This window comes from Micromonospora nigra (assembly GCF_900091585.1).
In the GTDB taxonomy this organism is placed as follows: domain Bacteria; phylum Actinomycetota; class Actinomycetes; order Mycobacteriales; family Micromonosporaceae; genus Micromonospora; species Micromonospora nigra.
The window spans coordinates 240,679-266,791 of record NZ_FMHT01000003.1 but is presented as its reverse complement, the minus strand read 5'-3'; the positions used below and the strand labels follow the sequence as shown (position 1 = coordinate 266,791).

At 75.7% G+C, this 26,113-nt stretch carries 2 protein-coding genes; both read left to right on the top strand.

What is annotated here, in order from left to right; all coding sequences use genetic code 11:
• Window positions 1–16: 16 nt before the first annotated feature.
• Entirely contained in the window at window positions 17–14,860 is a 14,844-nt protein-coding gene (locus tag GA0070616_RS01595) for a type I polyketide synthase (protein WP_091075117.1), read from the top strand.
• Between the two features lie 53 nt (window positions 14,861–14,913).
• On the top strand, window positions 14,914–26,109 hold the full coding sequence (locus tag GA0070616_RS01590; RefSeq protein WP_425412978.1) for a type I polyketide synthase: 11,196 nt from the start codon (window positions 14,914–14,916) through the stop codon (window positions 26,107–26,109).
• Window positions 26,110–26,113 lie beyond the last annotated feature (4 nt).

The following is a 26,113-nucleotide window of genomic DNA, read 5'->3' as shown; positions in this document are numbered from 1 at the left end:
GATACGGAGTGGCTCGATGCCCACTGAGGAAGAGTTCCTCGACTACCTCCGGCGCGCCACGACGGACCTGCGCGAGGCGCGGCGGCGCGTGCGCGAGGTGGAGGCGAAGGACCGGGAGCCGATGGCCATCGTCGGCATGGCCTGCCGCTACCCGGGTGGCGTCCAGAGCCCGGACGACCTGTGGCAGTTGGTCGCCGACGGGCGGGACGGGGTGGGGGACTTCCCGACCGACCGGGGCTGGGACCTCGAACGGCTCTTCTCCGTCGACCCGGACAACCCGGGCACCTCGTACACCGACAAGGGCGGCTTCCTCTACGAGGCCACCGAGTTCGACCCGGCCCTGTTCGGCATCTCGCCGCGCGAGGCCCTCGCCATGGACCCGCAGCAGCGGCTGCTGCTGGAAAGCGCCTGGGAGGCGTTCGAGTCCGCCGGCCTCGACCCGCACCGACTGCGCGGCAGCCGCACCGGGGTGTTCGCCGGGGTGATGTACCACGACTACGCCTCCCGGGTGCTCGACCTGCCCGAAGGCGTGGAGGGATACCTGGGCACCGGCAACTCCGGCAGCGTCGTGTCGGGCCGGGTCGCGTACACCTACGGCCTCGAAGGGCCGGCCGTCACCATCGACACGGCCTGCTCCTCGTCGCTGGTCGCCGTGCACCTCGCCGTGCAGGCGTTGCGCCAGCGGGACTGCGACCTCGCCCTGGCCGGCGGGGTCACCGTGCTGTCCACCCCCGGCGTCTTCGCCGAGTTCTCCCGGCAGCGCGGGCTCGCCGCCGACGGGCGGTGCAAGTCGTTCGCCGCGTCCGCCGACGGCACCGGCTGGGCCGAGGGTGTCGGCGTACTGCTGCTCCAGCGCCTCTCCGACGCACGACGCGACGGTCGACGCGTCCTCGCGGTGATCCGGGGCAGCGCGGTCAACCAGGACGGCGCGAGCAGCGGCCTGACCACCCCGAACGGCCCCAGCCAGGAGCGGGTGATCCGGCAGGCCCTGGCCAACGCGCGGCTCTCCCCGGCGGACGTCGACGTCGTCGAGGCCCACGGCACCGGCACCACCCTCGGCGACCCGATCGAGGCGCAGGCGTTGCTCGCCACGTACGGGCAGGACCGCACCGGCGGGCAGCCGCTCTGGCTCGGTTCGGTGAAGTCCAACCTCGGCCACACCCAGGCCGCCGCCGGGGCTGCCGGAATCATCAAGATGGTCCTGGCGATGCGGCACGGAGTGCTGCCGCGCACCCTGCACGTCGACGAACCGTCCCCGCACATCGACTGGTCGGCCGGTGCCGTCGAACTGCTCACCGAGCCCCGCCCCTGGCCGGCGACCGGGCGCGAGCGGCGGGCCGCCGTGTCGTCGTTCGGCATCAGCGGCACCAACGCCCACGTCATCGTCGAGCAGGCCCCCGCCGAAGAGGAGTCCGAGCCGGTGACGCCGGCCGTCGCGCCGCCGCTGGTGCCGGTCCCGCTCTCCGCCCGCAGCGCCGAGTCCCTCGCCGCGCAGGCCCGCCGCTGGGCCGAGCACCTGGCCGCCGACGACACCGTGGAGCCGGTGGACGTCGCCGTGTCCGGGCTCCGCCGGGCGGGGCTGGACCGGCGGGCCGTGGTCCTCGCCACCGACCGTGCCGACCTGCTCGCCGGGCTGCGGGCCCTCGCCGCCGGCGAGTTGTCTCCCGCCGTGGTCACCGGCACCGCCACCGCTCGCGGCCGGGTCGCGTTCCTCTTCTCCGGCCAGGGTGCCCAGCGTGCCGGCATGGGACGCGAGCTGTACGCCGCGTTCCCCGTCTTCGCCTCCGCGTTGGACGAGGTCTGCGCGCAGCTCGACCCGCACCTGCCCCGCCCGCTGCGCGAGGTGCTGTTCGCCCCGGCGGACTCGGCCGAGGCCGCCCTGCTGAACCAGACGGTCTTCACCCAGGCCGGGCTGTTCGCCGTCGAGGTTGCGCTGTTCCGGCTCGCCGGTTCGTTCGGGCTCGTCCCCGACTTCCTGGTCGGCCACTCGATCGGCGAACTGGCCGCCGCGCACGTCGCCGGGGTCCTCACCCTCGCCGACGCCGCCGCGCTGGTCGCCGCCCGGGGCCGGCTCATGCAGGCCCTGCCGGCCGGCGGAGCGATGCTCGCCGTCGGCGCCGACGAGGCGGCCGTGGCCCGGTCACTGGCCGACATCGCCGGTCGGGTCGACATCGCCGCCGTCAACGGTCCCACCGCCGTGGTCGTCTCCGGCGACGCCGAGGCCGTCGACGAGGTGGCCGCGGTCTGGGCTGCCCGGGGCGTGCCCACCCACCGGCTCCGGGTCAGCCACGCCTTCCACAGCGCCCTCATGGACCCGATGCTCGCCGAGTTCGCGGCGGTCGCGGAGGGGCTGACGTTCCGGCCGCCCACCGTGCCGATCGTGTCGAACCTGACCGGCCGGGTCGCCGAACCGGAGCAGCTGAGCAGCCCCGGCTACTGGGTGCGTCACGTGCGGGAGGCCGTACGCTTCGCCGACGCGGTCGACCACCTGGCCGGGGCCGGCGTCGGCACGTGGGTGGAGCTGGGCCCCAACGGGGTGCTCACCGCGATGGCGCAGAGCTGCCTCACCGACCCGACGGCGGTGCTGGTGCCGCTGAACCGCAAGGACCGGCCCGAGGCCCGCGCCGTCCTGGAGGCCCTCGCCCAGCTGCACGCCGACGGTCTCGCCGTCGACTGGAACGCCCTGTTCGCCGGTGCCGGCGCCCGTCGGATCGACCTGCCCACGTACGCCTTCCAGCACGAGCGGTACTGGCTGGAGCCGGTCGGCCGGCTCGCCGACGTCTCCGGCGCCGGCCTGGGCGCGGCCGGGCACCCGCTGCTCGGCGCGGCGGTCTCCGTCGCGGGCGAGGACATGGTGCTGCTCACCGGCCGGCTGTCGCTGGCCACCCACCCGTGGCTGGCCGACCACGCGGTCTCCGGCACGGTGGTGCTGCCCGGCACCGCGCTGGTCGAGCTCGCGGTGCGGGCCGGCGACGAGATCGGCGTCTCCCGGGTACGGGAGCTGGCCGTCGCCGCGCCGCTGGTCCTGCCCGCCGCCGGCGGCACCCGGGTGCAGGTGCGCGTCGGCCCCGCCGACGACGCCGGCGCCCGCGCGGTCACCGTGCACTCCCAGTCGGAGGACGACCCGGACGCCGGCTGGCTGCGGCACGCCGAGGGCGTGCTGGAACCGGCCACCGCCGACGAGCCCGGCCTCGGGTCGTGGCCGCCCGCCGCGGCGACCGAGATCGCGCTCGACGACTGGTACGACGCGATGGCCGGGCACGGCCTCGCCTACGGGCCGGCGTTCCAGGGGCTGCGCCGCCTCTGGGCCGGCGACGGCGAGGTGTACGCCGAGGTCGCCCTGCCGGAGGACCTCGCCGAGGTCGCGGGCAGCTTCGCGGTGCACCCGGCGCTGCTGGACGCCGCCCTGCACCCCGTCGGGCTGCTGCTGGCCGAGGCGGGCGGTGGCCCCCGGGTGCCGTTCGCGTTCGAGGGCGTCCAGGTTCACGCGTCCGGCGCGGCGGCGCTGCGGGTACGGCTGACCGCCGACGGCTCGGCGGTGCGGCTGGTGGCCGCCGACGGCTCCGGCACCCCCGTGGTGTCGGTGGACACCCTGGTCCTGCGGGAGATGACCGGCCTGGCCGCTCCCGGCGCCGTGGCCCGGTCGATGTTCGAGGTCGCCTGGCAGGCCGAGGAGGTCACGCCCGTCGCCGACCTGTCCGGCTGGGCGCTGCTCGCCGGCCCACCCGGAACCGAGGCCGCCGACCTGCCCGGGTACGCCGACCTGCCCGGGTACGCCGACCTGCCCGGGTACGCCGACGTGGCGGCCGTGCTGACCGGCGCGACCGACGCCGGGCCGCTGCCGCGCACCCTGGTGCTGCCGGTGGCCGGGGCCGCCGGCCCGGGTGCTGGCGGAGCACCGCCCGGCACGGCCGTGCCGGAGTCCGTCCGGGCCGCCGCCTCGGACGTGCTCGCGACGGTGCAGGCGTGGTTGGCCGCCGACGCCCTCGCCGACTCCCGGCTGGTGGTGCTGACCCGGGGCGCGGTGGCGGCCCGGGACGCCGACCAGCTCGCCGACCTGGCCGGCGCAGCCGTGTGGGGCCTGCTCCGCTCGGCCCAGTCCGAGCACCCGGGTCGCATCGTCCTGGCCGACCTCGACCGGGACCCGGACGCCGCCACCCTCGCCGTGCTGGCCGGCGTCGTCGAAGACCTGCCGGCCACCGGGGGGCAGGTGGCGCTGCGCGCCGACGCGGTGCTGACCCCCCGTCTCGTCCGCGCCGCGCCGGCCTCCGAGAGGTCGGCGCCCACTGTCGGCGACGGCACGGTGCTGGTGACCGGCGGCACCGGGGCGCTCGGCGCCCTCGTCGCGGAGCACCTGGTCACCGCGCACGGCGTGCGGTCGCTGCTGCTGGTGTCCCGGCAGGGTCCGGCCGCTCCCGGCGCGGAGGCGCTCGCCGAGCGGTTGACCGGCCTCGGTGCCCGGGTCGAGGTGGTCGCCGCCGACGTCACCGACCGGGACCGGGTGGCCGCGCTGGTCACCGGCGTTCCCGGCCGACTGGCCGGCGTGGTGCACACCGCCGGCGTGCTCGACGACGGCGTGGTCTCGGCGATCAGCCCGGAGCGCCTGGCCGGCGTCCTGGCGCCCAAGGCCACCGCCGGCTGGTGGCTGCACGAGGCGACCCTCGGTCTGGATCTCGACCTGTTCGTGCTGTTCTCGTCCGTGGCGGGTGTCCTCGGCTCCCCGGGCCAGGCCGCCTACGCCGCCGCGAACACGTTCCTCGACGCCCTCGCCGCGCACCGCCGCCAGGTGGGCCTGCCGGCGGTCAGCCTGGCGTGGGGCATGTGGGACACGCCCGGCATGGCCGCGTCGGTCTCCGAGGCCGACCGGGCCCGGTCGGCACGGGCCGGCCTGACCCCGATGGACGCCCGGACGGGTCTGGAACTGCTCGACGCCGCGGTGTCCGCCGACCGGGCCGCGCTCGTGCCCGCCGTCATCGACGTGCCGGCGATGCGGTCGCAGGTCGTCGCCGGGCAGGTGCCGTCGCTGCTGCGGGCGCTGCTCGGCACGGTCACCGCCCGGCGGCAGGCCGGCCGGGGCAACTGGGCCGACCGACTGGTCGACCTGGAGCCGCAGGAGGCCCGTGACCAGGTCGACACCCTCGTGCGGGGTCTGGTGGCCCAGGTGCTCGGGCACGGCGGGGCGGAGGCGGTGCCGGCGGACCGGGCGTTCCGGGAGCTGGGCTTCGACTCGCTGACCGCGGTGGACCTGCGCAACCGGATCAACGCCGCCACCGGCCTGCGGCTGGCCTCGACGTTGGTCTTCGACTACCCGACCCCGCAGATCCTGGCCGCCCAGGTGTACGCCGAACTGGTCGGCGGCCGGGGTGCCACGGTGTCCGCGACCGAGACGGTGACCAGCACCCGCGTCGACGAGCCGGTCGCGATCGTGGGCATGGCGTGCCGGTACCCGGGTGGGGTGGACAACCCGGACCAGTTGTGGGAGTTGCTGGCGGCGGGCGGTGACGGGATCGGCGAGTTCCCGGCCGACCGGGGCTGGGACCTGGACTCGTTGTTCGACCCGGATCCGAACAGCAGCGGCACGTCGTACACCCGGCACGGCGGTTTCCTGTACGGGGCGGCGGAGTTCGACCCGGCGTTCTTCGGCATCAGCCCCCGCGAGGCCCTGGCCATGGATCCGCAGCAGCGGCTGCTGCTGGAGGCGTCGTGGGAGACGTTCGAGTCGGCCGGCCTGGACCCGAGGCGGCTGCGCGGCAGTCGTACGGGCGTGTTCGCCGGCGTCATGTACCACGACTACGCGTCGCGGCTGCTCGACCTGCCCGCCGAGGTGGAGGGCTACATCGGCACCGGCAGCTCGGGCAGCGTCCTGTCGGGGCGGGTCGCCTACACGTTCGGCCTGGAGGGCCCCGCCGTCACCGTCGACACCGCCTGCTCCTCGTCGCTGGTCGCCCTGCACCTCGCCGTGCAGGCGTTGCGGTCGGGGGAGTGTGACCTGGCGCTGGCCGGTGGTGTGACGGTGATGGCCACGCCGGGCACGTTCATCGAGTTCTCGCGCCAGCGTGGCCTGTCGGCCGACGGCCGGTGCAGGTCGTTCGCGGCGTCCGCCGATGGCACCGGTTGGGGCGAGGGGGTGGGCGTGCTGCTGGTGCAGCGGCTCTCCGACGCCCAGCGGGACGGCCGGCGGATCTACGCCGTGGTCCGGGGGACCGCCGTGAACTCCGACGGTGCGTCGAACGGGTTGACCGCGCCGAACGGTCCGTCGCAGCAGCGGGTGATCCGGCAGGCCCTCGCCAACGCCCGGCTGACCCCCGCCGACGTGGACGCGGTCGAGGCGCACGGCACCGGTACCACCCTCGGGGACCCGATCGAGGCGCAGGCCCTGCTGGCCACCTACGGGCAGGACCGGCCGGACGACCGACCGTTGCTGCTCGGGTCGATCAAGTCGAACATCGGGCACACCCAGGCCGCCGCCGGGGTGGCCGGGGTGATCAAGATGGTCCTGGCGATGCGGCACGGCACGGTCCCGTCGACGTTGCACGTCGACGAGCCGTCCCCGCACGTCGACTGGACCGCCGGTGCGGTGGCCCTGGCGACGGAGGCCACGCCGTGGCCGGCCGTGGACCGGCCGCGTCGGGCGGCGGTGTCGTCGTTCGGGATCTCCGGCACCAACGCGCACGTCGTGCTGGAGCAGGCTCCCGAGTCCACCGTGGTCGGCGAGTTCCGGCCGGGCGTCGCCGCCGACGCCGGGGTCGTCCCGCTCGTGCTGTCCGCCGCCGACCGGGCCGCGCTGCGGGAGCAGGCCGTCCGGCTGCGCTCGCACCTCGCCGCGCACCCCGAGATCGAACCGGCCGGGGTGGCGTACGCCCTGGCGACCACCCGGGCGGCGTTCCCGCACCGGGCCGTCGTGCTCGGCCAGGACCAGGCCGACCTGACCAGGGGTCTGACCGCGCTCGCCGACGGCGACACCGTTCCCGCCGTGGTGACCGGCGCGGCCCTGCGCAACGCCGGCCCCGTCTTCGTCTTCTCCGGCCACGGCTCGCAGTGGCCCGGCATGGCCGCCGACCTGCTGGTGGACTCGCCGGTGTTCGCCGCGTCCATCGCCGAGTGCGAGGCCGTCCTCGCGCCCTGGGTCGACTGGTCGCTGACCGACGTGCTGCGCGGCACCGACGACGCCCCGCCGCTGGTCGCCTCCGGCGTCGTGCAGCCCACCCTGTGGGCGGTGATGGTCTCCCTGGCCCGGCTGTGGCGCTCGCTCGGCGTACGACCGGCCGCGGTGGTCGGGCACTCCCAGGGGGAGATCGCCGCCGCCTGCGTGGCCGGTGCCCTCTCCCTGGAGGACGCCGCCAGGATCGTGGCCCTGCGCAGTCAGGTGCTCGCCGACATCGTCGGCCGGGGCGGCATGCTGTCGGTCGCCCTGCCCGCCGACCGGGTCCGCGAGCTGCTGACCCGGTGGGACGGCCGGCTCTGCGTGGCCGTCGTCAACGGCCCCGGGTCGGTGGTGGTCGCCGGCGACCCGGACGCCCTCGACGAGCTGACCGCCGCCTGCGCGGCCGACGACGTGCGCACCCGCCCCATCGACGTCGACTACGCCTCCCACTCGCCGCACGTCGAGGCCGTCCGGGACCGGCTCCTGGCCAGCCTCGACGGGGTCACCGCCCGCCCCGCCGAGCTGGCGTTCTACTCGGCGCTCACCGGCCGGCAGACCGACTCCACCACCCTCGACGCCGGCTACTGGTACCGGAACCTGCGCGAGACGGTGAACTTCGAGGAGGCGATGCGCAACCTGCTCGCCGACGGTCACCAGGTCTTCCTGGAGGTCGGCCCGCACCCGGTGCTCAGCTTCGGCATGCAGGAGACCATCGACTCCGGTGAGCACGAGGCGGCCGTGGTCAACACCCTGCGCCGTGACGCGGGCGGGTGGCGTCGCATGCTCACCGCCCTGGCCGAGTTGCACGTCCACGGCGTCGACGCGGACTGGACCACCGTCTGCGGCGTGCGTCCGGGTCCCGCCGTACCGCTGCCCACATACGCGTTCCACCGGCAGCGGTACTGGCCCGAGACGCCGGTGCGGATCGGGCCGGCGGCCACCGCCGACGACCCCGTCGACCGCCATTTCTGGGACGCTGTCGAGCGGTCCGACGCCGACGCGCTGGCCGCCGCCATGCGCGTCGACGAGACCGGGGCGCGGGCGCTCGGCGAGGCGCTGCCGGTGTTGTCCGAGTGGCGGCAGCGCCGCCGCGACGAGTCCACCACGGACGCCTGGCGGTACCGGGTGCGCTGGAAGCCGCTGCCCGTCGCGTCGTCCGCCCGGCTGGGCGGGTCCTGGCTGCTCGTCGCGCCAGCCGCATACGCGGGCGATCCGCTGGTCGGGCAGGTCGTCCAGGCCCTCGGCGAGGCCGGCGCGGACGTCGTGCCGGTGACCGTCGCCGACCCGGACCGCGCGGCGCTCGCCGGGCAGCTCGCCGACCTCGGCACCGACGCCGTCGCCGGCGTGTTCTCCCTGCTCGCCCTCGACGAGGCCGACCACCCGGACCGTCCGGTCGTGTCCGCCGGGCTCGCCGGCACCCTCGCCCTCGTGCAGGCCCTCGGTGACGCCGGGATCGCCGCACCGCTGTGGTGCGCCACCCGGGGCGCCGTCTCCACCGGCCGCGCGGATCCGCTCGACCATCCCCGGCAGGCCCTGGTCTGGGGCCTCGGCCGGGTCGTCGCACTGGAACACGTCGACCGCTGGGGCGGCCTCGTCGACCTGCCGGCCACCCTGGACCGGCGGGCCCGGGGCCGGCTCGCCGCCGCCCTCGCCGGCGTCGGGCACGAGGACCAGATCGCCGTACGCACCTCCGGCCTGTTCGCCCGCCGGCTCGTCCGCGTCGACACCGACACCCGGTCGGACGCCGCCGGATGGCGTCCCGCCGGCACCGTCCTGGTCACCGGCGGCCTCGGCGCGATCGGCACGCACGTGGCCCGGTGGCTGGCCCGCGAGGGCGCGTCCCACCTGGTGCTGACCAGCCGACAGGGCCCGGCGACGACCGGCGCGGCCGAACTGGAGGCGGAGCTGACCGCCCTCGGCACGACCGTGACGGTGGCGGCCTGCGACGTGACCGACCCGGACTCGCTGCACGCACTGCTCGACCGGCTCGCCGGGCAGGACGTCCGGATCGACGCGGTCTTCCACGCCGCAGGCGTCGCCCAGGCCGGCCCGCTCGCCGGCATCGACGTGACCGGGCTCGCCGACAGCCTGCACGCCAAGGTCGCCGGCGCCGTCAACCTCGACGCGACGTTCGGCGACGACGTGGCCGCCTTCGTCCTCTTCTCCTCCGGCGCCGGGATCTGGGGCGGCGGATTCCAGGGCGGCTACGCCGCCGGCAACGCCTTCCTCGACGCCCTCGCCGAGAACCGCCGTCGTCGGGGCCTGCCCGCCACCGCCGTGGCCTGGGGCGCCTGGGACGGCGGCGGGATGATGGCGGCCGAGGGTGCCGACCAGATGTTCCGCTCCGGTGTCCGGCCGATGCGCCCCGACCTGGCCGTCACCGTGCTCGCCCAGGCTCTCGCGCGCGACGAGGTCACCCTCACCGTCGGCGACATCGCCTGGGACCGGTTCCACCAGACCTACGCGCTGACCCGCCCCCGGCCACTGATCGAGGACGTCCCGGAGGTCGCCCGGCTCGTCGCCGCCCGCGCCCTGGACGACGACGGGCCCGCCCAGGTGTCCCCGCTGCGCGCCCGGCTCGCCGGAGTGGCCGAGGCGGAACGCCGTCGTACCCTGCTGGAGCTGGTCCGGATGCACGCCGCGGCCGTGCTCGGGCACGCCTCGGCGGAGGCGATCGCCGCCGACCAACCGTTCCGCGAGATCGGTTTCGACTCGCTGAGCGCCGTGGAGATGCGTAACCGGCTCGGCGAGGCGGTCGGGCTGAAGCTCCCCGCCACACTGGTCTTCGACCGGCCCACCCCGGCGCTGCTCGCCGGCTGGCTGGCCGACCGCATCCTCGGCGTCACCGAGCAGGTCGACGCCCCCACGAAGGCCGCCGCCCTCGACGAACCCATCGCGATCGTGGCGATGAGCTGCCGCTACCCCGGCGGGGTGGCGAGCCCGGAGGACCTGTGGCGGCTGGTCGCCGAGGGGCGCGACGCGATCGCCGGGTTCCCCGCCAACCGGGGTTGGGACCTCGACGCCCTGTACGACCCCGACCCCGACACCCCGGGCACCTCGTACGCGCGGGAGGGTGGCTTCCTCGCCGAGGCCGAGGGCTTCGACGCCGGCCTGTTCGGCATCTCGCCCCGCGAGGCGCTGGTGATGGACCCGCAGCAGCGGCTGCTGCTGGAGACCGGCTGGGAACTGTTCGAGCGGGCCGGCATCGCCCCCGCCGACGCGCGGGACACCAGCACCGGCGTCTTCGTCGGCACCAACGGCCAGGACTACGCGACCCTGCTCATGGCCGCACGGGCCGAGACCGAGGGCTACCAGGCCACCGGCAACGTCGCGGCGGTGCTCTCCGGCCGGCTCTCCTACACCTTCGGCCTCCAGGGGCCGGCGGTCAGCGTCGACACGGCCTGCTCCTCGTCGCTGGTCGCCCTGCACCTGGCCGTGCAGTCGCTGCGGGCCGGCGAGTGCGACATGGCGGTCGCCGGCGGCGTCACCGTGATGGCGACCCCCGGCCCGTTCCTGGAGTTCTCCCGGCAGCGTGGCCTCGCCGCCGACGGCCGGTGCAAGTCCTTCGCGGGGGCGGCCGACGGCACCGGCTGGGGTGAGGGGGCCGGACTGGTGCTCCTCCAGCGTCTCTCCGACGCCCGCCGCGACGGTCGGCGGATCCTCGCCGTCGTCCGCGGCTGCGCCACCAACTCCGACGGCGCGTCCAACGGTCTCACCGCCCCGAACGGCCCCGCCCAGCAGCGGGTCATCCGGCAGGCCCTGGCCAACGCCCGGCTCACCCCCGCCGACGTGGACGTCGTCGACGGCCACGGCACCGGCACCCGACTCGGTGATCCGATCGAGGCGCAGGCCCTGCTCGCCACGTACGGGCAGGACCGGCCCGCCGACCGGCCGCTGCTGCTCGGTTCGGTCAAGTCGAACCTCGGCCACACCCAGGCCGCCGCAGGCGTCTCCGGTGTGATCAAGATGGTGATGGCGCTCCAGCACGACCTGCTCCCGCCGACCCTGCACGTCGACGAGCCCACCCCGCAGGTGGACTGGTCGGAGGGCGCGGTCACGCTGCTCACCGAGGCCACCCCGTGGCCGGGGGTGGACCGGCCGCGCCGGGCGGCGGTCTCCGCCTTCGGGGTCAGCGGCACCAACGCCCACGTCATCCTCGAACAGGCCCCGCCCGTCGACACCGACCCGCCCGCCCCGGCGGGGCCACCCGCGCTGCCGCTGCTGCCCTGGACGGTCTCCGGCAACGACGAGGACGGCCTGCGCGCCCAGGCGGCCCGGCTCGCCGACTGGACCAGCGCGGCGCCCGCCGCCGATTCCGCCGCCGTCGCCCGGACCCTGGCCACCGGCCGGTCCCACCTGCGGCACCGGGCCGTGCTGCTCGCCGCCGACCGGGACGGGTACCTGGCCGGGCTGCGGGCGCTCGCCGCCGGGCAGACCCATCCGGGCGTCACCCGGGACGTCGCCGCGTCCGCCGGCACCGTCGCCATGCTCTTCTCCGGGCAGGGCGCGCAGCACGCCGGCATGGGCCGCGAGCTGTACCGGGCGTTCCCCGACTTCGCCGAGGCCCTCGACGAGGTCTGCCAGCACCTCGACGCCCACCTGCCCCGGCCGTTGAAGACCGTGCTCTTCGCCGCCGAGGGCAGCGCCGACGCCGACCTGCTCGACCAGACCGTCTTCACCCAGGCCGGGCTGTTCGCCGTCGAGGTGGCGCTGCACCGGCTCCTGGCCGGCTGGGGGGTGCGCCCCGACCTGGTAGCCGGGCACTCCGTGGGCGAGATCACCGCCGCCCACGTGGCCGGCGTGCTCAGCCTGCCGGACGCCTGCGCCCTGGTCGGCAACCGGGGACGGCTCATGCAGGCCCTGCCGGCCGGCGGCGGGATGCTCGCCGTCGCCGCCGGGGAGACCGAGGTCACCGACACCCTCGTCCCGTACGCCGACCGGGTGGCCGTCGCCGCCGTCAACGGGCCGGCCGCCGTGGTGGTCTCCGGGGACGGCGACACGCTCACCGAACTGGCCGGGCACTTCACCGCCCTCGGCGTACGCACCAAGCGGCTCAACGTCAGCCACGCGTTCCACAGCCCGCTGATGGAACCGATGCTGGCCGAGTTCGCCACCGTCGCCGCCCGGCTCGACTACGCCCCGCCGACCGTGCCGCTGGTGTCCAACCTGACCGGCCGGGTCGCCGACCCGGAGCTGGTCTGCACCCCGGACTACTGGGTCCGGCACGTGCGAGAGGCGGTCCGGTTCGCCGACACCGTCACCCACCTGCGTGACCTCGGGGTCGGCACGCTGCTGGAGGTCGGCCCCGACACCGTGCTGACCGCCCTGGCCGCCGACGCGTTGCCCGAGGGCGGACCGCTGGTCACCGGGACGCAGCGCCACGGCCGGGGCGAGGTGGCGACGCTGCTCGGCGCGCTGGCCAGGCTGCACTGCCACGGGCTGCCCGTCGACTGGTCGGCGCTGCTGCCCGCCGCCGACCCGGTCGAACTGCCCACGTACGCGTTCCGCCACCAGCGGTACTGGCCGGTCGGCGAGGGCGAGGTGGTCGGCACCACCACGCAGGCCGCCACGGTGGCCGGCCCCGTCGACGAGGCGTTCTGGCGGGCCGTGACCGAGGACGGCGGCGACACGCTGGCGACCCGGTTCGGCGTCGACCCCGACCAGCCGCTGCGCGCCCAGCTGCCGACCCTCGCGCAGTGGCACCGCCGGCGGCAGACCGACGCGCTGGTCGACGGGTGGCGCTACCGGATCACCTGGCCGCAGCGGCGGCTCACCGCCGGCGTCGCCACGGGGGACTGGCTGCTGGTCGTCCCGGCCGGCACGGCGGGGGAGAGCGCCGCCCGGATCGCGGAGCTAATCGAAGGGCACGGCGGCGACGTACGGACCGTCACGGTCGACTGCGCCCGCGTCACCCGGACCGAGCTGGCCGGGCTGCTGCCCGCCGGCCCGTCCCGCCGGATCGTCTCGCTGCTCGCCCTGGACGAGCGCGCCTACCCCGACCACCCGAACGTGCCGGCCGGACTCGTCGGCAACCTCGCTCTCATCCAGTCCGTCACCGACGCCGCACCGGCCGGACCACTGTGGCTGCTCACCCGCCAGGCCGTGACCACCGGCCCCGGCGACCCGATCGCCCACCCCGCCCAGGCGAGCACCTGGGGCCTCGGTCTGGTCACCGCCCTGGAACACCCCGCCCACTGGGGAGGGCTGCTCGACCTGCCGGCGGAGTTGGACACCGCCGCCGGGGAACACCTGCTGCGGGCGCTGACCAACACCGACACCGAGGACCAGCTCGCCGTCCGTCCCCACGGCACGCACCTGCGGCGGTTGGCCCGGGCGGCCCGCGCCGAGCTGCCCGACGCCCCGGCCTGGCAGCCGCCGGACACCGTGCTCATCACCGGCGGCACCGGCGCCATCGGCCGGTTCGCCGCCACCTGGTTCGCCCGGCACGGCACCCGCCGACTGATCCTGGTCAGCCGGCGCGGCGCGGACGCCCCCGGCGTCGCCGACACGCTCGCCGAGCTGACCGACCTCGGCGCGCAGGGCCGCGTCGTCGCCTGTGACCTGGCCGACCGGGCCGCGGTCGCCGACCTCGTCGCCGGGCTGCGCGGCGACGGTGAGACGGTGCACGCCGTCGTGCACGCCGCCGGGGTGGGCCGGCTCAACCCGGTCAGCGTGGTCGACGTCGACGAACTCGCCGACGTGGTGTCCGGCAAGACCGCCGGCGCCCGTCACCTCGACGAGTTCCTCGACCCGGACGACCTCGAACTGGTCGTCTACTTCTCCTCCATCGCCGCGGCGTGGGGCGTCGGCGACCACGGCGCGTACGCCGCCGGCAACGCCTTCCTCGATGCCTGGGCGCAGTCCCGGCCCGCCGGCCGGACCCGGGTGCTCTCGGTCAACTGGGGGCCGTGGGCCGGTGGTGGCATGGTCAGCGACGACCACGCCGTGGCGATGAGCCGGCGCGGGGTCACCCTGCTCGACCGGGAGGCGGCGATGGCCGCCCTGCGCGCCGCCGTCGAGGGCGACGGGACGGTGCTCACCGTCGCCGACGTCGAATGGACGCGCTTCGCCCCGGTCTTCGCCGCCGCCCGACCCCGGCCGCTGATCGGCGACCTGCCCGAGGTGGCGGCCCTGCGCGCCGGGCCCGACCCGGCCACCGACGCCGGCGGCGAGATCCTCAGCGGCCTGCGCAAGCGACTCGCCGACCTCACCGCCAGCGAGCAGAACCGGCTGCTGGTCGACCTGATCCGCACCGCCGCCGCCGAGGTGATCGACCACGACAGCCCGTACGCCCTGGAGGCCGACCGACCGTTCCGGGACCTCGGCTTCGACTCGCTGACCGCCGTGGAGCTTCGCGGCCGGCTCGCGCAGGCGACCGGGCTCAACCCGCCCAGCTCCGTGGTGTTCGACTACCCGACCCCGCAGGCCCTCGCCGAACACCTGCGCGCCGAGCTGGTGAGTGAGGCGTCGGTGGAGACGCTGCCCACCGTCGAGGAACTGGACCGGCTGGAGGAGTTACTCGCCCGGCGCGAGGCCGACGACATCGGCCGGGTGCGGATCACCATGCGGCTGCACCGGCTGCTGGAGCGCCTCGGCGCCGCCGGGGGCGACACCGGCGAGCGGCCCGACGAGGCCGCCGACGTGGCCGACCGGCTGCGGACGGCCAGCAACCAGGAGCTTTTCGATCTTTTGGACCGGGACCTCGGGCTTTCCTGAGGCACCGTCACGTACCGGTGGAGAACGAGGAAGTGGGACCAACCATGACGAACGTGCCGGTGGAGAACGAGGGTTCGGGACCGACCAGGTCGGACGAGGCACGGCTCCGCGAGTACCTGACGCGTGTCGTCACCGAACTGCACCAGGCCCGTCAGCGGCTGCGCGAGGTCACCGCCGAGGAGTCCGAGCCGGTCGCCATCGTCGCCATGAGCTGCCGCTACCCCGGCGGCATCAGCTCACCGGAGCAGCTGTGGCAGTTCGTCTCGGCCGGCGGTGACGCCATCGGCGGCTTCCCCACCGACCGGGGCTGGGACCTCGACCGGCTGCACCACCCCGACCCCGACAACCCCGGCACCTCGTACACCGCCTCCGGCGGGTTCCTGCCCGACGCCGGACAGTTCGACGCGGCCCTGTTCGGCATCTCGCCGCGCGAGGCCGTGGCCATGGACCCGCAGCAGCGACTGCTGCTGGAGGTCACCTGGGAGGCGTTCGAGCGGGCCGGCATCGCGCCCCTGTCGCTGCGCGGCAGCCGCACCGGCGTCTTCATGGGCACCTCGGGCCAGGACTACGCCGCCGTCATGCACCGCGCCCCCGGCGTCGAGGGGTACGTCCTCACCGGCACCGCCGCCAGTGTCGTCTCCGGCCGGATCGCGTACACGTTCGGGCTCGAAGGCCCCGCGCTCACCGTGGACACCGCCTGCTCGTCGTCGTCCGTCGCCGTCCACCTCGCCTGCCAGGCGCTGCGCCAGCGCGAGTGTGGCCTGGCCCTGGCAGGCGGGGCGACCGTCCTGGCCACCCCCGGCCCGTTCGTCGAGTTCTCCCGGCAGCGCGGCCTCGCCGCCGACGGGCGGTGCAAGTCGTTCGCCGCGTCCGCCGACGGCACCGGCTGGGGTGAGGGTGTCGGCGTGCTGCTGCTCGAACGGCTCTCCGACGCCCGCCGCAACGGTCACCCGGTGCTCGGGATCATCCGCAGCTCGGCAGTCAACCAGGACGGCGCCAGCAACGGGCTCACCGCCCCCAACGGGCCCGCCCAGCAGCGCGTCATCCGGCAGGCGTTGGCCGGCGCGAAGCTCACCCCCGACCTGGTCGACGTCGTCGAGGCGCACGGTACGGGCACCACCCTCGGTGACCCGATCGAGGCGCAGGCGCTGCTCGCCACGTACGGGCAGGACCGGGGTGAGGCAGCTCCGCTGCTGCTCGGCTCGATCAAGTCCAACATCGGGCACACCCAGGCCGCCGCCGGCATCGCCGGGATCATCAAGATGGTCCTGGCCATGCGGCACGGTGTCGTTCCCGCCACCCTGCACGTCGACGAGCCCACCCCGCACGTCGACTGGACCGCCGGGGCGGTCGCCCTGGTCACCGAGCCGACGCCATGGCCGGCCGCCGACCGGCCGCGCCGGGCCGCCGTCTCCTCGTTCGGGATGAGCGGCACCAACACGCACATCATCCTCGAACAGCCCGAGCAGACGGCCGCCGACGCCGAGCGGCCGGACCGTCCCGCGCCCACCCCCGTGCTGCTCACCGGCCGTACCCGCACCGCGGTGCGCCGCCAGGCCGAGCTCTGGTCGGGGCACGTCGCCGCCGGGGCCGACCTGGACCCGGCGGACATCGCCTGGACCTCGGTGGTCTCCCGCTCGCCGCTGGAGCACCGGGCGGTGCTGTTCGCCGCCGACCGGGACGAGTTGGCCGCCGGGTTGACCGCGCTGGCCGAGGAACGGACCACGTCGGAGGTCGTCACGGGGACCGCCGGAGCCCCCGGTGAGGTGGCCTTCGTGTTCCCGGGGCAGGGTTCGCAGTGGGTGGGCATGGCCGCCGAACTGCTGGACACCGCGCCGGTGTTCGCGGAGAAGCTGACCGCCTGTGCGGAGGCGTTGCGTCCGTACGTGGACTGGTCGCTGCTCGACGTGGTGCGTGCCGTGCCCGGCGCGGCGTCGCTGGACCGGGTGGACGTGGTGCAGCCGACCCTGTTCGCCGTCGGGGTGTCACTGGCGGCGCTGTGGGAGTCCTACGGTGTGCGCCCGTCGGCGGTGATCGGGCACTCGCAGGGTGAGATCGCCGCCGCGTGTGTGGCGGGGGCGTTGACCCTCGAGGACGCGGCGGCGGTGGTGGCGCTGCGCAGTCGGGTCGTCGCCGGGGTGGCCGGGGACGGCGGGATGGTCTCGGTGGCCACGACCGCCGAGGAGGCGACGGAGACCATCACGCGATGGGACGGGCGGATCGCCCTCGCCGCCGTGAACGGGCCCACGTCCGTGGTGGTGTCCGGTGACGTCGCCGCCCTCGACGAGATGGTGGCGCACTACGAGGCCCGCGAGGTCCGGGTCCGGCGGGTGCCGGTGGACTACGCCTCCCACTCGCCGCATGTCGAGCCGCTGCGTGACCAGCTCGTGGAGCTGCTGGGCGGGTTGCGTCCGCGCTCCGGTGGGGTGCGGTTCTGGTCGACGGTGGTGGGGGACTGGCTGGACACCGCCGGCCTCGACGCGGAGTACTGGTACCGCAACCTGCGGCAGACGGTCCGTTTCGACGAGGCGGTGCGGGCCCTGGTCGCCGCCGGTTACGCCACGATCGTCGAGGTCAGCGCGCATCCGGTGTTGACGATGGCGGTGCAGGAGAGCGCGGAGGCGGTCACCGACGCCGCCGTCACGGTCACCGGCAGCCTCCGGCGCGGTGAGGGCGGCCTCGGCCGGTTCCACCGCGCGCTCGCCGAGGTGTACGTCGGGGGAGTGGCCGTCGACTGGCGGCCGGCGTTCGCCGGCGGGCCGGGCCGCCTGGTGGACCTGCCCACCTACCCGTTCCAACGACAGCACTACTGGGTGCCCACGGAGGAGCCCGCCGCTCCGGCCACCGGCACCGGCCTGCTCGACCACCGGTTCTGGGACGCCGTCGAACGCGCCGACCTGGACGCCCTGCGCGACACCCTCGCCGTCGACGACGCCGAGGCCGTCGAGTCGCTGCGCACCCTGCTGCCCGCCCTCGCCGACTGGCGACGCCAGCGGCAGTCCCACTCCCTCCTCGACAGCTGGCGGTACCGGGCCGCCTGGCAGGTGACCGACGAACCGGCCGCCGCCCGCCTCGGCGGCACCTGGCTGCTGGCGGTGCCCGCCGGGCTCGACGACGACCCGGCGGTGCGGGACGTCCGGGCCGCGCTGACCGACGCCGGTGCCGAACTCGTGACGCTGACCGTCGAACCCGACGCCGACCGGGCCGGGCTCGCCGCCCGCATGGCCGGGGCCGACGTCGCCGCGGTGGTGTCCCTGCTCGCCTGGGAACCACCGGCCGACGCGGACGCCACTTTGCCGGGCCTGGCCACCACCCTGGCCCTGGCCCAGGCGCTCGGCGACGCCGAACTCGACGCGCCGTTGTGGCTGGTCACCCGGGGGGCGGCCAGCGTCGCCGCGTACGACCCGCTGACCCACCCCGGGCAGGGTGCGATCTGGGGTCTCGGCCGGGTGATCAGCGTCGAGGCTCCCCACCGCTGGGGCGGCCTGGTCGACCTGCCGTCCCGGCCCGACGGCCGTACCGCCGGCCGGCTCGCCGCGATCCTCGCCGGGCCGGCCGGGGAGGACCAGCTCGCCGTCCGCGCCTCCGGCGTCTTCGTCCGACGCCTGGTCCGCGCGGAACTCGGCGACCGCCCCCCGGTGCGGCGCTTCACGCCCACCGGGACCGCGCTGATCACCGGCGGCACCGGCGGCCTCGGTGCCCGTGCCGCCCGCTGGCTCGCCGCGGCCGGTGCCGAGCACATCGTGCTGGTCAGCCGGCGCGGTCCGGACGCCCCCGGCGCCGCCGAACTCGCGGCCGAACTGCGCGACCTCGGCCCCCGGGTCACCGTCGCCGCCTGCGACACCGCCGACCGGGCCGCCCTCGCCGCCCTGCTCGACCGGATCCAGGCCGACGGTCCACCGGTACGCACCGTCGTGCACACCGCCGGCGTCGCCCAGACCACCCCGCTCATGGCGGTCACCCCCACCGAACTGGCCGAGGTGACGGCCGGCAAGACCGCTGGTGCCGCGCACCTGCACGACCTCCTCGCCGACCAGGAACTCGACGCGTTCGTCGTCTACTCGTCCATCGCCGCCACCTGGGGCAGCGCGGGCCAGGCCGGGTACGCCGCCGGCAACGCCTACCTCGACGCGCTCGTGGCGCACCGGCGCGCCGCCGGACGGGCCGGCACCGCCATCGCCTGGGGCCCGTGGCCCGAGGGCGGCATGCACACGACCGACTCCGCGCAGAAGCTGCGCAGTCGGGGCGTGCCCGAGATGGATCCGACCGTCGCCATGAGCGCCCTGCACCAGGCCATCGAGCACGACGACGTCGCCCTCACCGTCGTCGACGTCGACTGGTCCCGGTTCGCCCCCGCGTACGCCTCCGCCCGACGTCGGCCGCTGCTGGAGGGCGTACCGGAGGCGAAGGCGGCCCTCGACGGCGGCGCGCCGCTCGACGACGGCGACGACGGGGCCGCCGCGACGCTGCGCCGCCAGCTGGCCGGGCTGGCCCCGCCCCGCCGGGAGGAGGCCCTCGCCGACCTGGTCCGGGCACACGCCGCCGAGGTGCTCGGACACGACGACGCCGCCGCGATCCCGGCGACCACCGCGTTCCGGGATCTCGGCTTCGACTCGCTGACCGCCGTCGAGCTGCGCAACCGGCTCGTCACCGCGATCGGGCAGCCGCTGCCCGTCACCCTGGTCTTCGACCACCCCAACCCGGTGGCGCTGGCCCGCTTCCTGCTCGCCGGCCTGCTCGGCGACACCGGAGCGCCCGCCGGGCCCGTCGCCCCGTCCGCCGTCGACGGCGACGAGCCGGTCGCCATCGTGGCGATGGCCTGCCGGCTGCCCGGCGGAGTCACCGACCCGGAGCACCTGTGGCGGCTGGTCGCCGACGGCGTGGACACCGTTGGCGACTTCCCCACCGACCGGGGCTGGGACCTCGACCGGCTGATCGACCCGGACCCGGAGAAGTCCGGCACCACGTACACCGACCAGGGTGCCTTCGTGTACGACGCGGCGGACTTCGATCCGGCCTTCTTCGGCATCAGCCCGCGCGAGGCGCTGGCGATGGATCCGCAGCAGCGGTTGGTGCTGGAGGCGTCGTGGGAGGCGCTGGAGCGGGCAGGGGTCGTTCCGGAGTCGTTGCGGGGCTCCCGGACCGGGGTGTTCGTGGGCACGAACGGTCAGGACTACCGGTCCCTGCTGGTGGTGGCCGGCGACCAGGTGGAGGGGTTCGGCGGCACCGGAAACGCGGCGAGCGTCGTGTCGGGTCGGGTCGCGTACGCCCTGGGGTTGGAGGGGCCCGCGGTGTCGGTGGACACGGCGTGTTCGTCGTCGCTGGTCGCGATGCACCTGGCGGTGCAGGCGCTGCGCCGGGGCGAATGCGATCTCGCCCTGACCGGCGGCGCGACGGTGATGGCGACGCCGGGCCTGTTCGTGGAGTTCTCCCGGCAGCGCGGAATGGCCGCCGACGGGCGGGTCAAGGCGTTCGCCGCCGCGGCCGACGGCACCGGCTGGGGCGAGGGCGTCGGCATGGTGCTCCTGGAGCGGCTGTCCGACGCGCGGCGTAACGGTCGGGTGGTGTTGGCGGTGGTACGGGGCAGCGCGGTGAACCAGGACGGCGCGTCGAACGGGCTGACCGCGCCGAACGGCCCGTCGCAGCAGCGGGTGATCCGGCAGGCGTTGGCCAGCGCGCGGCTGTCCACGGCGGATGTGGACGTGGTGGAGGCGCACGGTACGGGCACGACCCTGGGTGATCCGATCGAGGCGCAGGCGTTGTTGGCGACGTACGGGCAGGATCGTGATGTTCCGCTGTTGTTGGGGTCGGTGAAGTCGAACATCGGGCACACGCAGGCCGCCGCCGGGGTGGCGGGTGTGATCAAGATGGTGCTCGCCATGCGGGAGGGGGTCGTACCGGCCACGTTGCACGTGGACGCGCCGTCGCCGCACATCGACTGGTCGGCCGGTGCGGTGGAGTTGGTGACCGAGGCGTGCCCGTGGCCGGCGGTGGACCGGCCGCGTCGGGCGGCGGTGTCGTCGTTCGGCGTCTCCGGCACCAACGCACACATGATCATCGAACAGCCCGCCGACCTGCCCCCGGCCGCCGACCCGGCCCCGCCGGGGAGGCCCGCCGCGGGTCTGGTGGACGCGGACGTGGTGGTGTGGCCGGTGTCGGCGCGGTCGAGGACCGCCCTGACCCGCCAGGCGGCCCGGCTGGCGCAGCACGTGCGCGCGCACGGAGGGCTGGAGCCGGCGGCGGTCGGCTGGTCGCTGGCGACCACCCGCTCGACGTTCCCGCACCGCGCCGCGGTGGTCGGGACGAGCGTCGACGACCTGCTGTCCGGGCTGGACGCGTTGGCGACCGGAGCGTCGGCGGCGAACGTGGTGACGGAGCCGACCGGCGAGGCCGGGGCCGACGCCGTGTTCGTCTTCCCCGGGCAGGGTGGACAGTCGGCGCGGATGGCCGCCGGGCTGGTCGGGCGGTGTCCGGTGTTCGACGCGCGGCTCGCCGAGTGTCAGCGGGCGTTCGCGGCGTACCTGGACGTGGACATCGTCTCGGTGCTGACCGGCGACGACGAGTCGTGGCTGGACCGGGTGGAGGTGCTCCAGCCGGTGCTGTTCGCGGTGGGCGTCGCCCTCGCCGAGGTGTGGCGGCACGCCGGGGTGGTCCCCCGGCTCCTGATCGGCCACTCACAGGGCGAGATCGCAGCGGCCTGCGTGGCCGGCGTCCTGTCGCTGGAGGACGCCGCGAAGGCCGTCATCCTGCGGGCCCGCGCGCTCGCCGGGCTCGCCGGCACCGGGGCGATGGCGGCGGTCGACCTGCCCGCCGACGAGGTCGCGGCACGGCTGGCCGATCACCCCGAGGTGGTCGTCGCGGTGCGGAACGGGCCGGCGTCGGTGGTGATCTCCGGCCCGCCGCAGCAGGTCGCGGAGCTGGTGGAGGCGTTCCAGGCCGACGGGGTGCGAGCCCGGCCGATCCGGTTCAACTACGCGTCGCACTCCCCGGCGGTGGAACAGATCCGGGAGCGGATGCTCGCCGACCTGGCGGACCTCGCCCCCCGGCCCGGGCACACGCCGATGGTGTCCACGCTGACCGGCGAGTGGGCCGATCCGACCGCGATGGACGGGGCCTACTGGTACGAGAACCTGCGCAACCCGGTGCGGTTCGACACCGCCGTGCGGGTGGCGATCGAGGCCGGACACACGAACTTCGTGGAGGTGTCCGCGCATCCGGTGCTGACGATGCCGGTCACCGCGATCCTCGACGACACCGGTGCCACCGGTCAGACCCTGGGCACCCTGCGCCGGGGCGACGACGACCCGGCGCGACTGCTGACCAGCCTGGCCACCGCCCACGCCCTCGGCCTGCCCGTCGACTGGACGAAGGTCCTGCCGCGGACCGACACCGTCGACCTGCCGACGTACGCCTTCGACCGGGAACGGTACTGGTTGAAGGCGCCCGCCCACCGGGTGCGGGACGTCAGCTCCGCCGGCCTCCAGGACGCCGGGCACCCACTGCTCGCCGCGGCCGTACCGGTCGCCGACGACCAGACGGTGGTGCTCACCGGGCGGCTGTCCGTGCACACCCACCCGTGGCTCGCCGACCACGTCGTCGGCACGGCGGCGGTCGTTCCCGGCACCGCCCTGATGGACATGGTGGTCCGCGCGGGCGACGAGGCCGACGCCGGCCAGGTGGGTGACCTGGCCCTGATCAGCCCGCTCGTGCTGCCGACCACCGGTGCCCTCCAGGTGCAGGTGCGCGTCGGCGCGCCCGGAGCCACCGGCGAGCGGAGCGTCACCGTGCACTCGCGCCTGGAGGAGGGCGCAGACGGGGAGTGGACCCGGCACGCGGAGGGTCTGCTGCTGCCGGAACTTGCCGCCCCCGTGGTCATACCGGGGCAGTGGCCGCCGGCCGGCGCCGTCGAGGTCGACACCGACCTGGACACCTGGTATGCGCAGACGGCCGAGCGCGGCCTCGGCTACGGCCCGGCGTTCCGGGGCCTGCGCCGGGTGTGGCGCCGCGACGACGAGGTGTACGCGGAGGTGGCGCTGCCCGACGCGGTGGCCGCCGAGGCGCCCCTGTTCGGCCTGCATCCTGCCCTGTTCGACGCGGCTCTCCAGGCCACCGGGCCCAGCGGACTGCTCGGCAACCCGGCGGATCCCGCCGGCACCGGCTGGCTGCCGTTCGCCTTCCGCTCCGTCAGCCTGCACGCCCACGGCGCCACCCGGCTGCGGGTGCGGCTCCGGTCGCTCGGCCCGGACACGGTCGCCGTCACCCTGGCCGACCCGGCCGGACAGCCGGTCGTCACGGTGGAGTCGCTGACCTTCCGCCCGGTCACCGCCGACCGGGCCGACGAAGCCGCCGCGCTGCGCCGCAGCGCGCTGTTCCACCTGGACTGGACGCCACTGCCGGCGACCGACGCGGGCGTCGGGAGCACGACGCGGTGGGCCGTGCTCGGCGACGACCCCCTCGGCCTGGCCGCCGGGCTGGCCGCCGCCGGGCACCCGGTGACGGGCCCCGTCGACCTGGCGGCGTTGGTCGCCGCGCTCGACGACGGCGGCGACGTGCCGGATGTCGTGGTCGCCCCGTACGTCGGCCCGGACGCGGGTCGCGTCGACCCGGACGCGGACGCGCACGACACGGCCCGCGACGCCCTGACGCTGGTGCAGCGCTGGCTCGCCGAGCCGCGGCTGGAACAGACCCGCCTGGTCCTGCACACCCGGGGCGCGGTCGCCGCCGCCCCCGGCGAGGCTCCCCGCGACGTCGCCCGTGCCGCCCTGTGGGGGCTGGTCCGCTCGGCCCAGTCCGAACACCCGGGCCGGTTCACGCTGCTCGACACCGACGACGCGGCCACCTCCCTCGCCGTGGTCGCCGCCGCGGTCGGCTCCGGTGAGCCGCAGCTCGCGATCCGGGACGGCGCGGTCCTGGCGGCCCGCCTGGTCCGGGCGCGCGACGCCGGCGCGTTGGCGCTGCCCGGCGACGAGGCGCCGTGGCAGCTCGACGTCACCGAGAAGGGCACCCTGGAGAACCTGGCCCTGCTGCCCGTTGCCGTGGGGACGGACGAGGTGCCGGAGGGGCACGTGGTCGTCGGGATGCGTGCCTCGGGGCTCAACTTCCGCGACGTGGTGCTGGCCCTCGGCATGGTCCCGGACCAGGAGGTGCTGGGCAGCGAGGGTGCCGGCGTGGTGCTCCGGGTCGGCCCGGGCGTCACCGGCCTCGCCCCCGGTGACCGCGTCATGGGCATCATCTCCGGCTCGTTCTCCTCCGTCGCGGTCACCGACCACCGCATGCTCACCCGCATCCCCGACGACTGGTCGTACGCCGACGCGGCGGCCGTGCCGGTGGTCTTCCTGACCGCCTGGTACGGGCTGGTCGAGCTGGGCCGGCTGACGGCCGGTGAGTCGGTGCTGGTGCACGCCGCCGCCGGCGGCGTCGGCATGGCCGCCGTGCAGATCGCCCGCCACCTCGGCGCGCGGGTCTACGGCACGGCCAGCCCCGGCAAGTGGCCGGCGCTGCGCGCCACCGGCTTCGACGACGCGCACATCGCGTCCTCGCGCACCCTCGACTTCGTCGACGAGTTCCGTGAGCGCACCGGCGGACGCGGCGTGGACGTGGTGCTCAACGCGCTCAGCGGCGAGTTCGTCGACGCGTCGCTGCGGTTGCTGGCGCCCGGCGGCCGGTTCGTGGAGATGGGCAAGACGGACAAGCGGGACCCGGAGCGGGTCGCGGCCGACCACCCCGGCGTGAGCTACCAGACGTTCGACCTCATGGTGGCGGGCCCGGCCACGATCGCGCGGATGCTCGACGAGCTGATGGCACTCTTCGCGAGTGGCGCACTGCGGCCGTTGCCCCGGCGCACCTGGGACGTCCGGCGCGCCCCCGAAGCGTTCCGCTTCCTCAGCCAGGCCCGACACGTCGGCAAGCTGACCCTGACCATTCCGCAGGCACCGCGGCTCGACGGCACGGTGCTGGTGTCCGGCGCCACCGGCACCCTGGGGGCGCTGCTGTGCCGGCACCTGGTCACCACGCACGGCGCCCGGCACCTGTTGCTGGTCAGCCGGCGTGGCCCGGACGCCGCGGGCGCGGACGAACTGCTGGCCGACCTCAAGGCGCTCGGCGCGGACGTGTCGATCGTCGCCGCCGACCTGGCCGACCCGGACGCCGTCACCCACGTGCTGTCCATGGTCGACGCCCGGCATCCGCTACGCGCGGTCGTGCACACCGCCGGTGTCATCGACGATGCCACCGTCGAGTCGCTCACCGCGGACCGCCTCGCCGCCGTGCTGCGCCCCAAGGTCGACGCGGCCTGGAACCTGCACCGGGCCACCCTCGACCACGAGCTGTCCGCGTTCGTGCTCTACTCGGCCGCCGCCGGGGTGTTCGGTGGGCCGGGGCAGGGCAACTACGCCGCCGGCAACGCGTTCCTCGACGCGCTCGCCGAGCACCGGCGGGCCCTCGGCCTGCCCGCGGTCTCCCTGGTCTGGGGCCTGTGGGCGCAGGCCAGCGGCATCACCGGTCATCTCGACACCGTCGACCTGCGGCGGCTGGAGCGCAGCGGACTGGTGGCGCTGACCAACGACGAGGCCCTCGCCCTGTTCGACGCGGCCTGGCGGTCGGAACGGGCGGTGCTGATGCCCGCGAAGATCTCCACGTCGACGGCGGCGTCCGGCGCGCCCGTCCCTCCGCTGCTGGCGGCCCTGGCCCGCCCCGCCAGCCGGCGGGCCGTCGCCGCCGAGGCCGCCGGCGGGCAGGCGTTCGTCGACACCCTGCGCGCCCTGCCCGGGGAGAAGCGGGAACGTGCCCTGCGCGACCTGGTGCTCTCGCACGTCGCCGTCGTCCTGGGCAGCGACCCGGCGGGCGTGGAACCGACCAGGGCGTTCCGGGAACTCGGCTTCGACTCGCTCACCGCGGTCGAGTTGCGTAACCGGATCGGAGCCGCCACCGGGCTGCGGCTGTCGGCGACGTTGGTCTTCGACAACCCGACGCCGGCGGCGCTCGCCGCGTACCTGGCGACGCAGTTCGACTTCGCGGAACCGGCAGTCGACCGGACGGCAGGCGTCGGACGGGAACTGGACCGGCTGGAGGCGGCGCTCGACGGGCTCGACCCGACCGACGACGAGTTCCGCCGGATCACCGACCGGCTGCACGGCCTGCTGGACCGGCTGGCCGACCGGCACGCCGACACCGCTGGCGACGACGACCTGGAGTCGGCGACCGCCGAGAACATCTTCGACCTGATCGACCGCGAGCTGGAGACATCGTGACCGC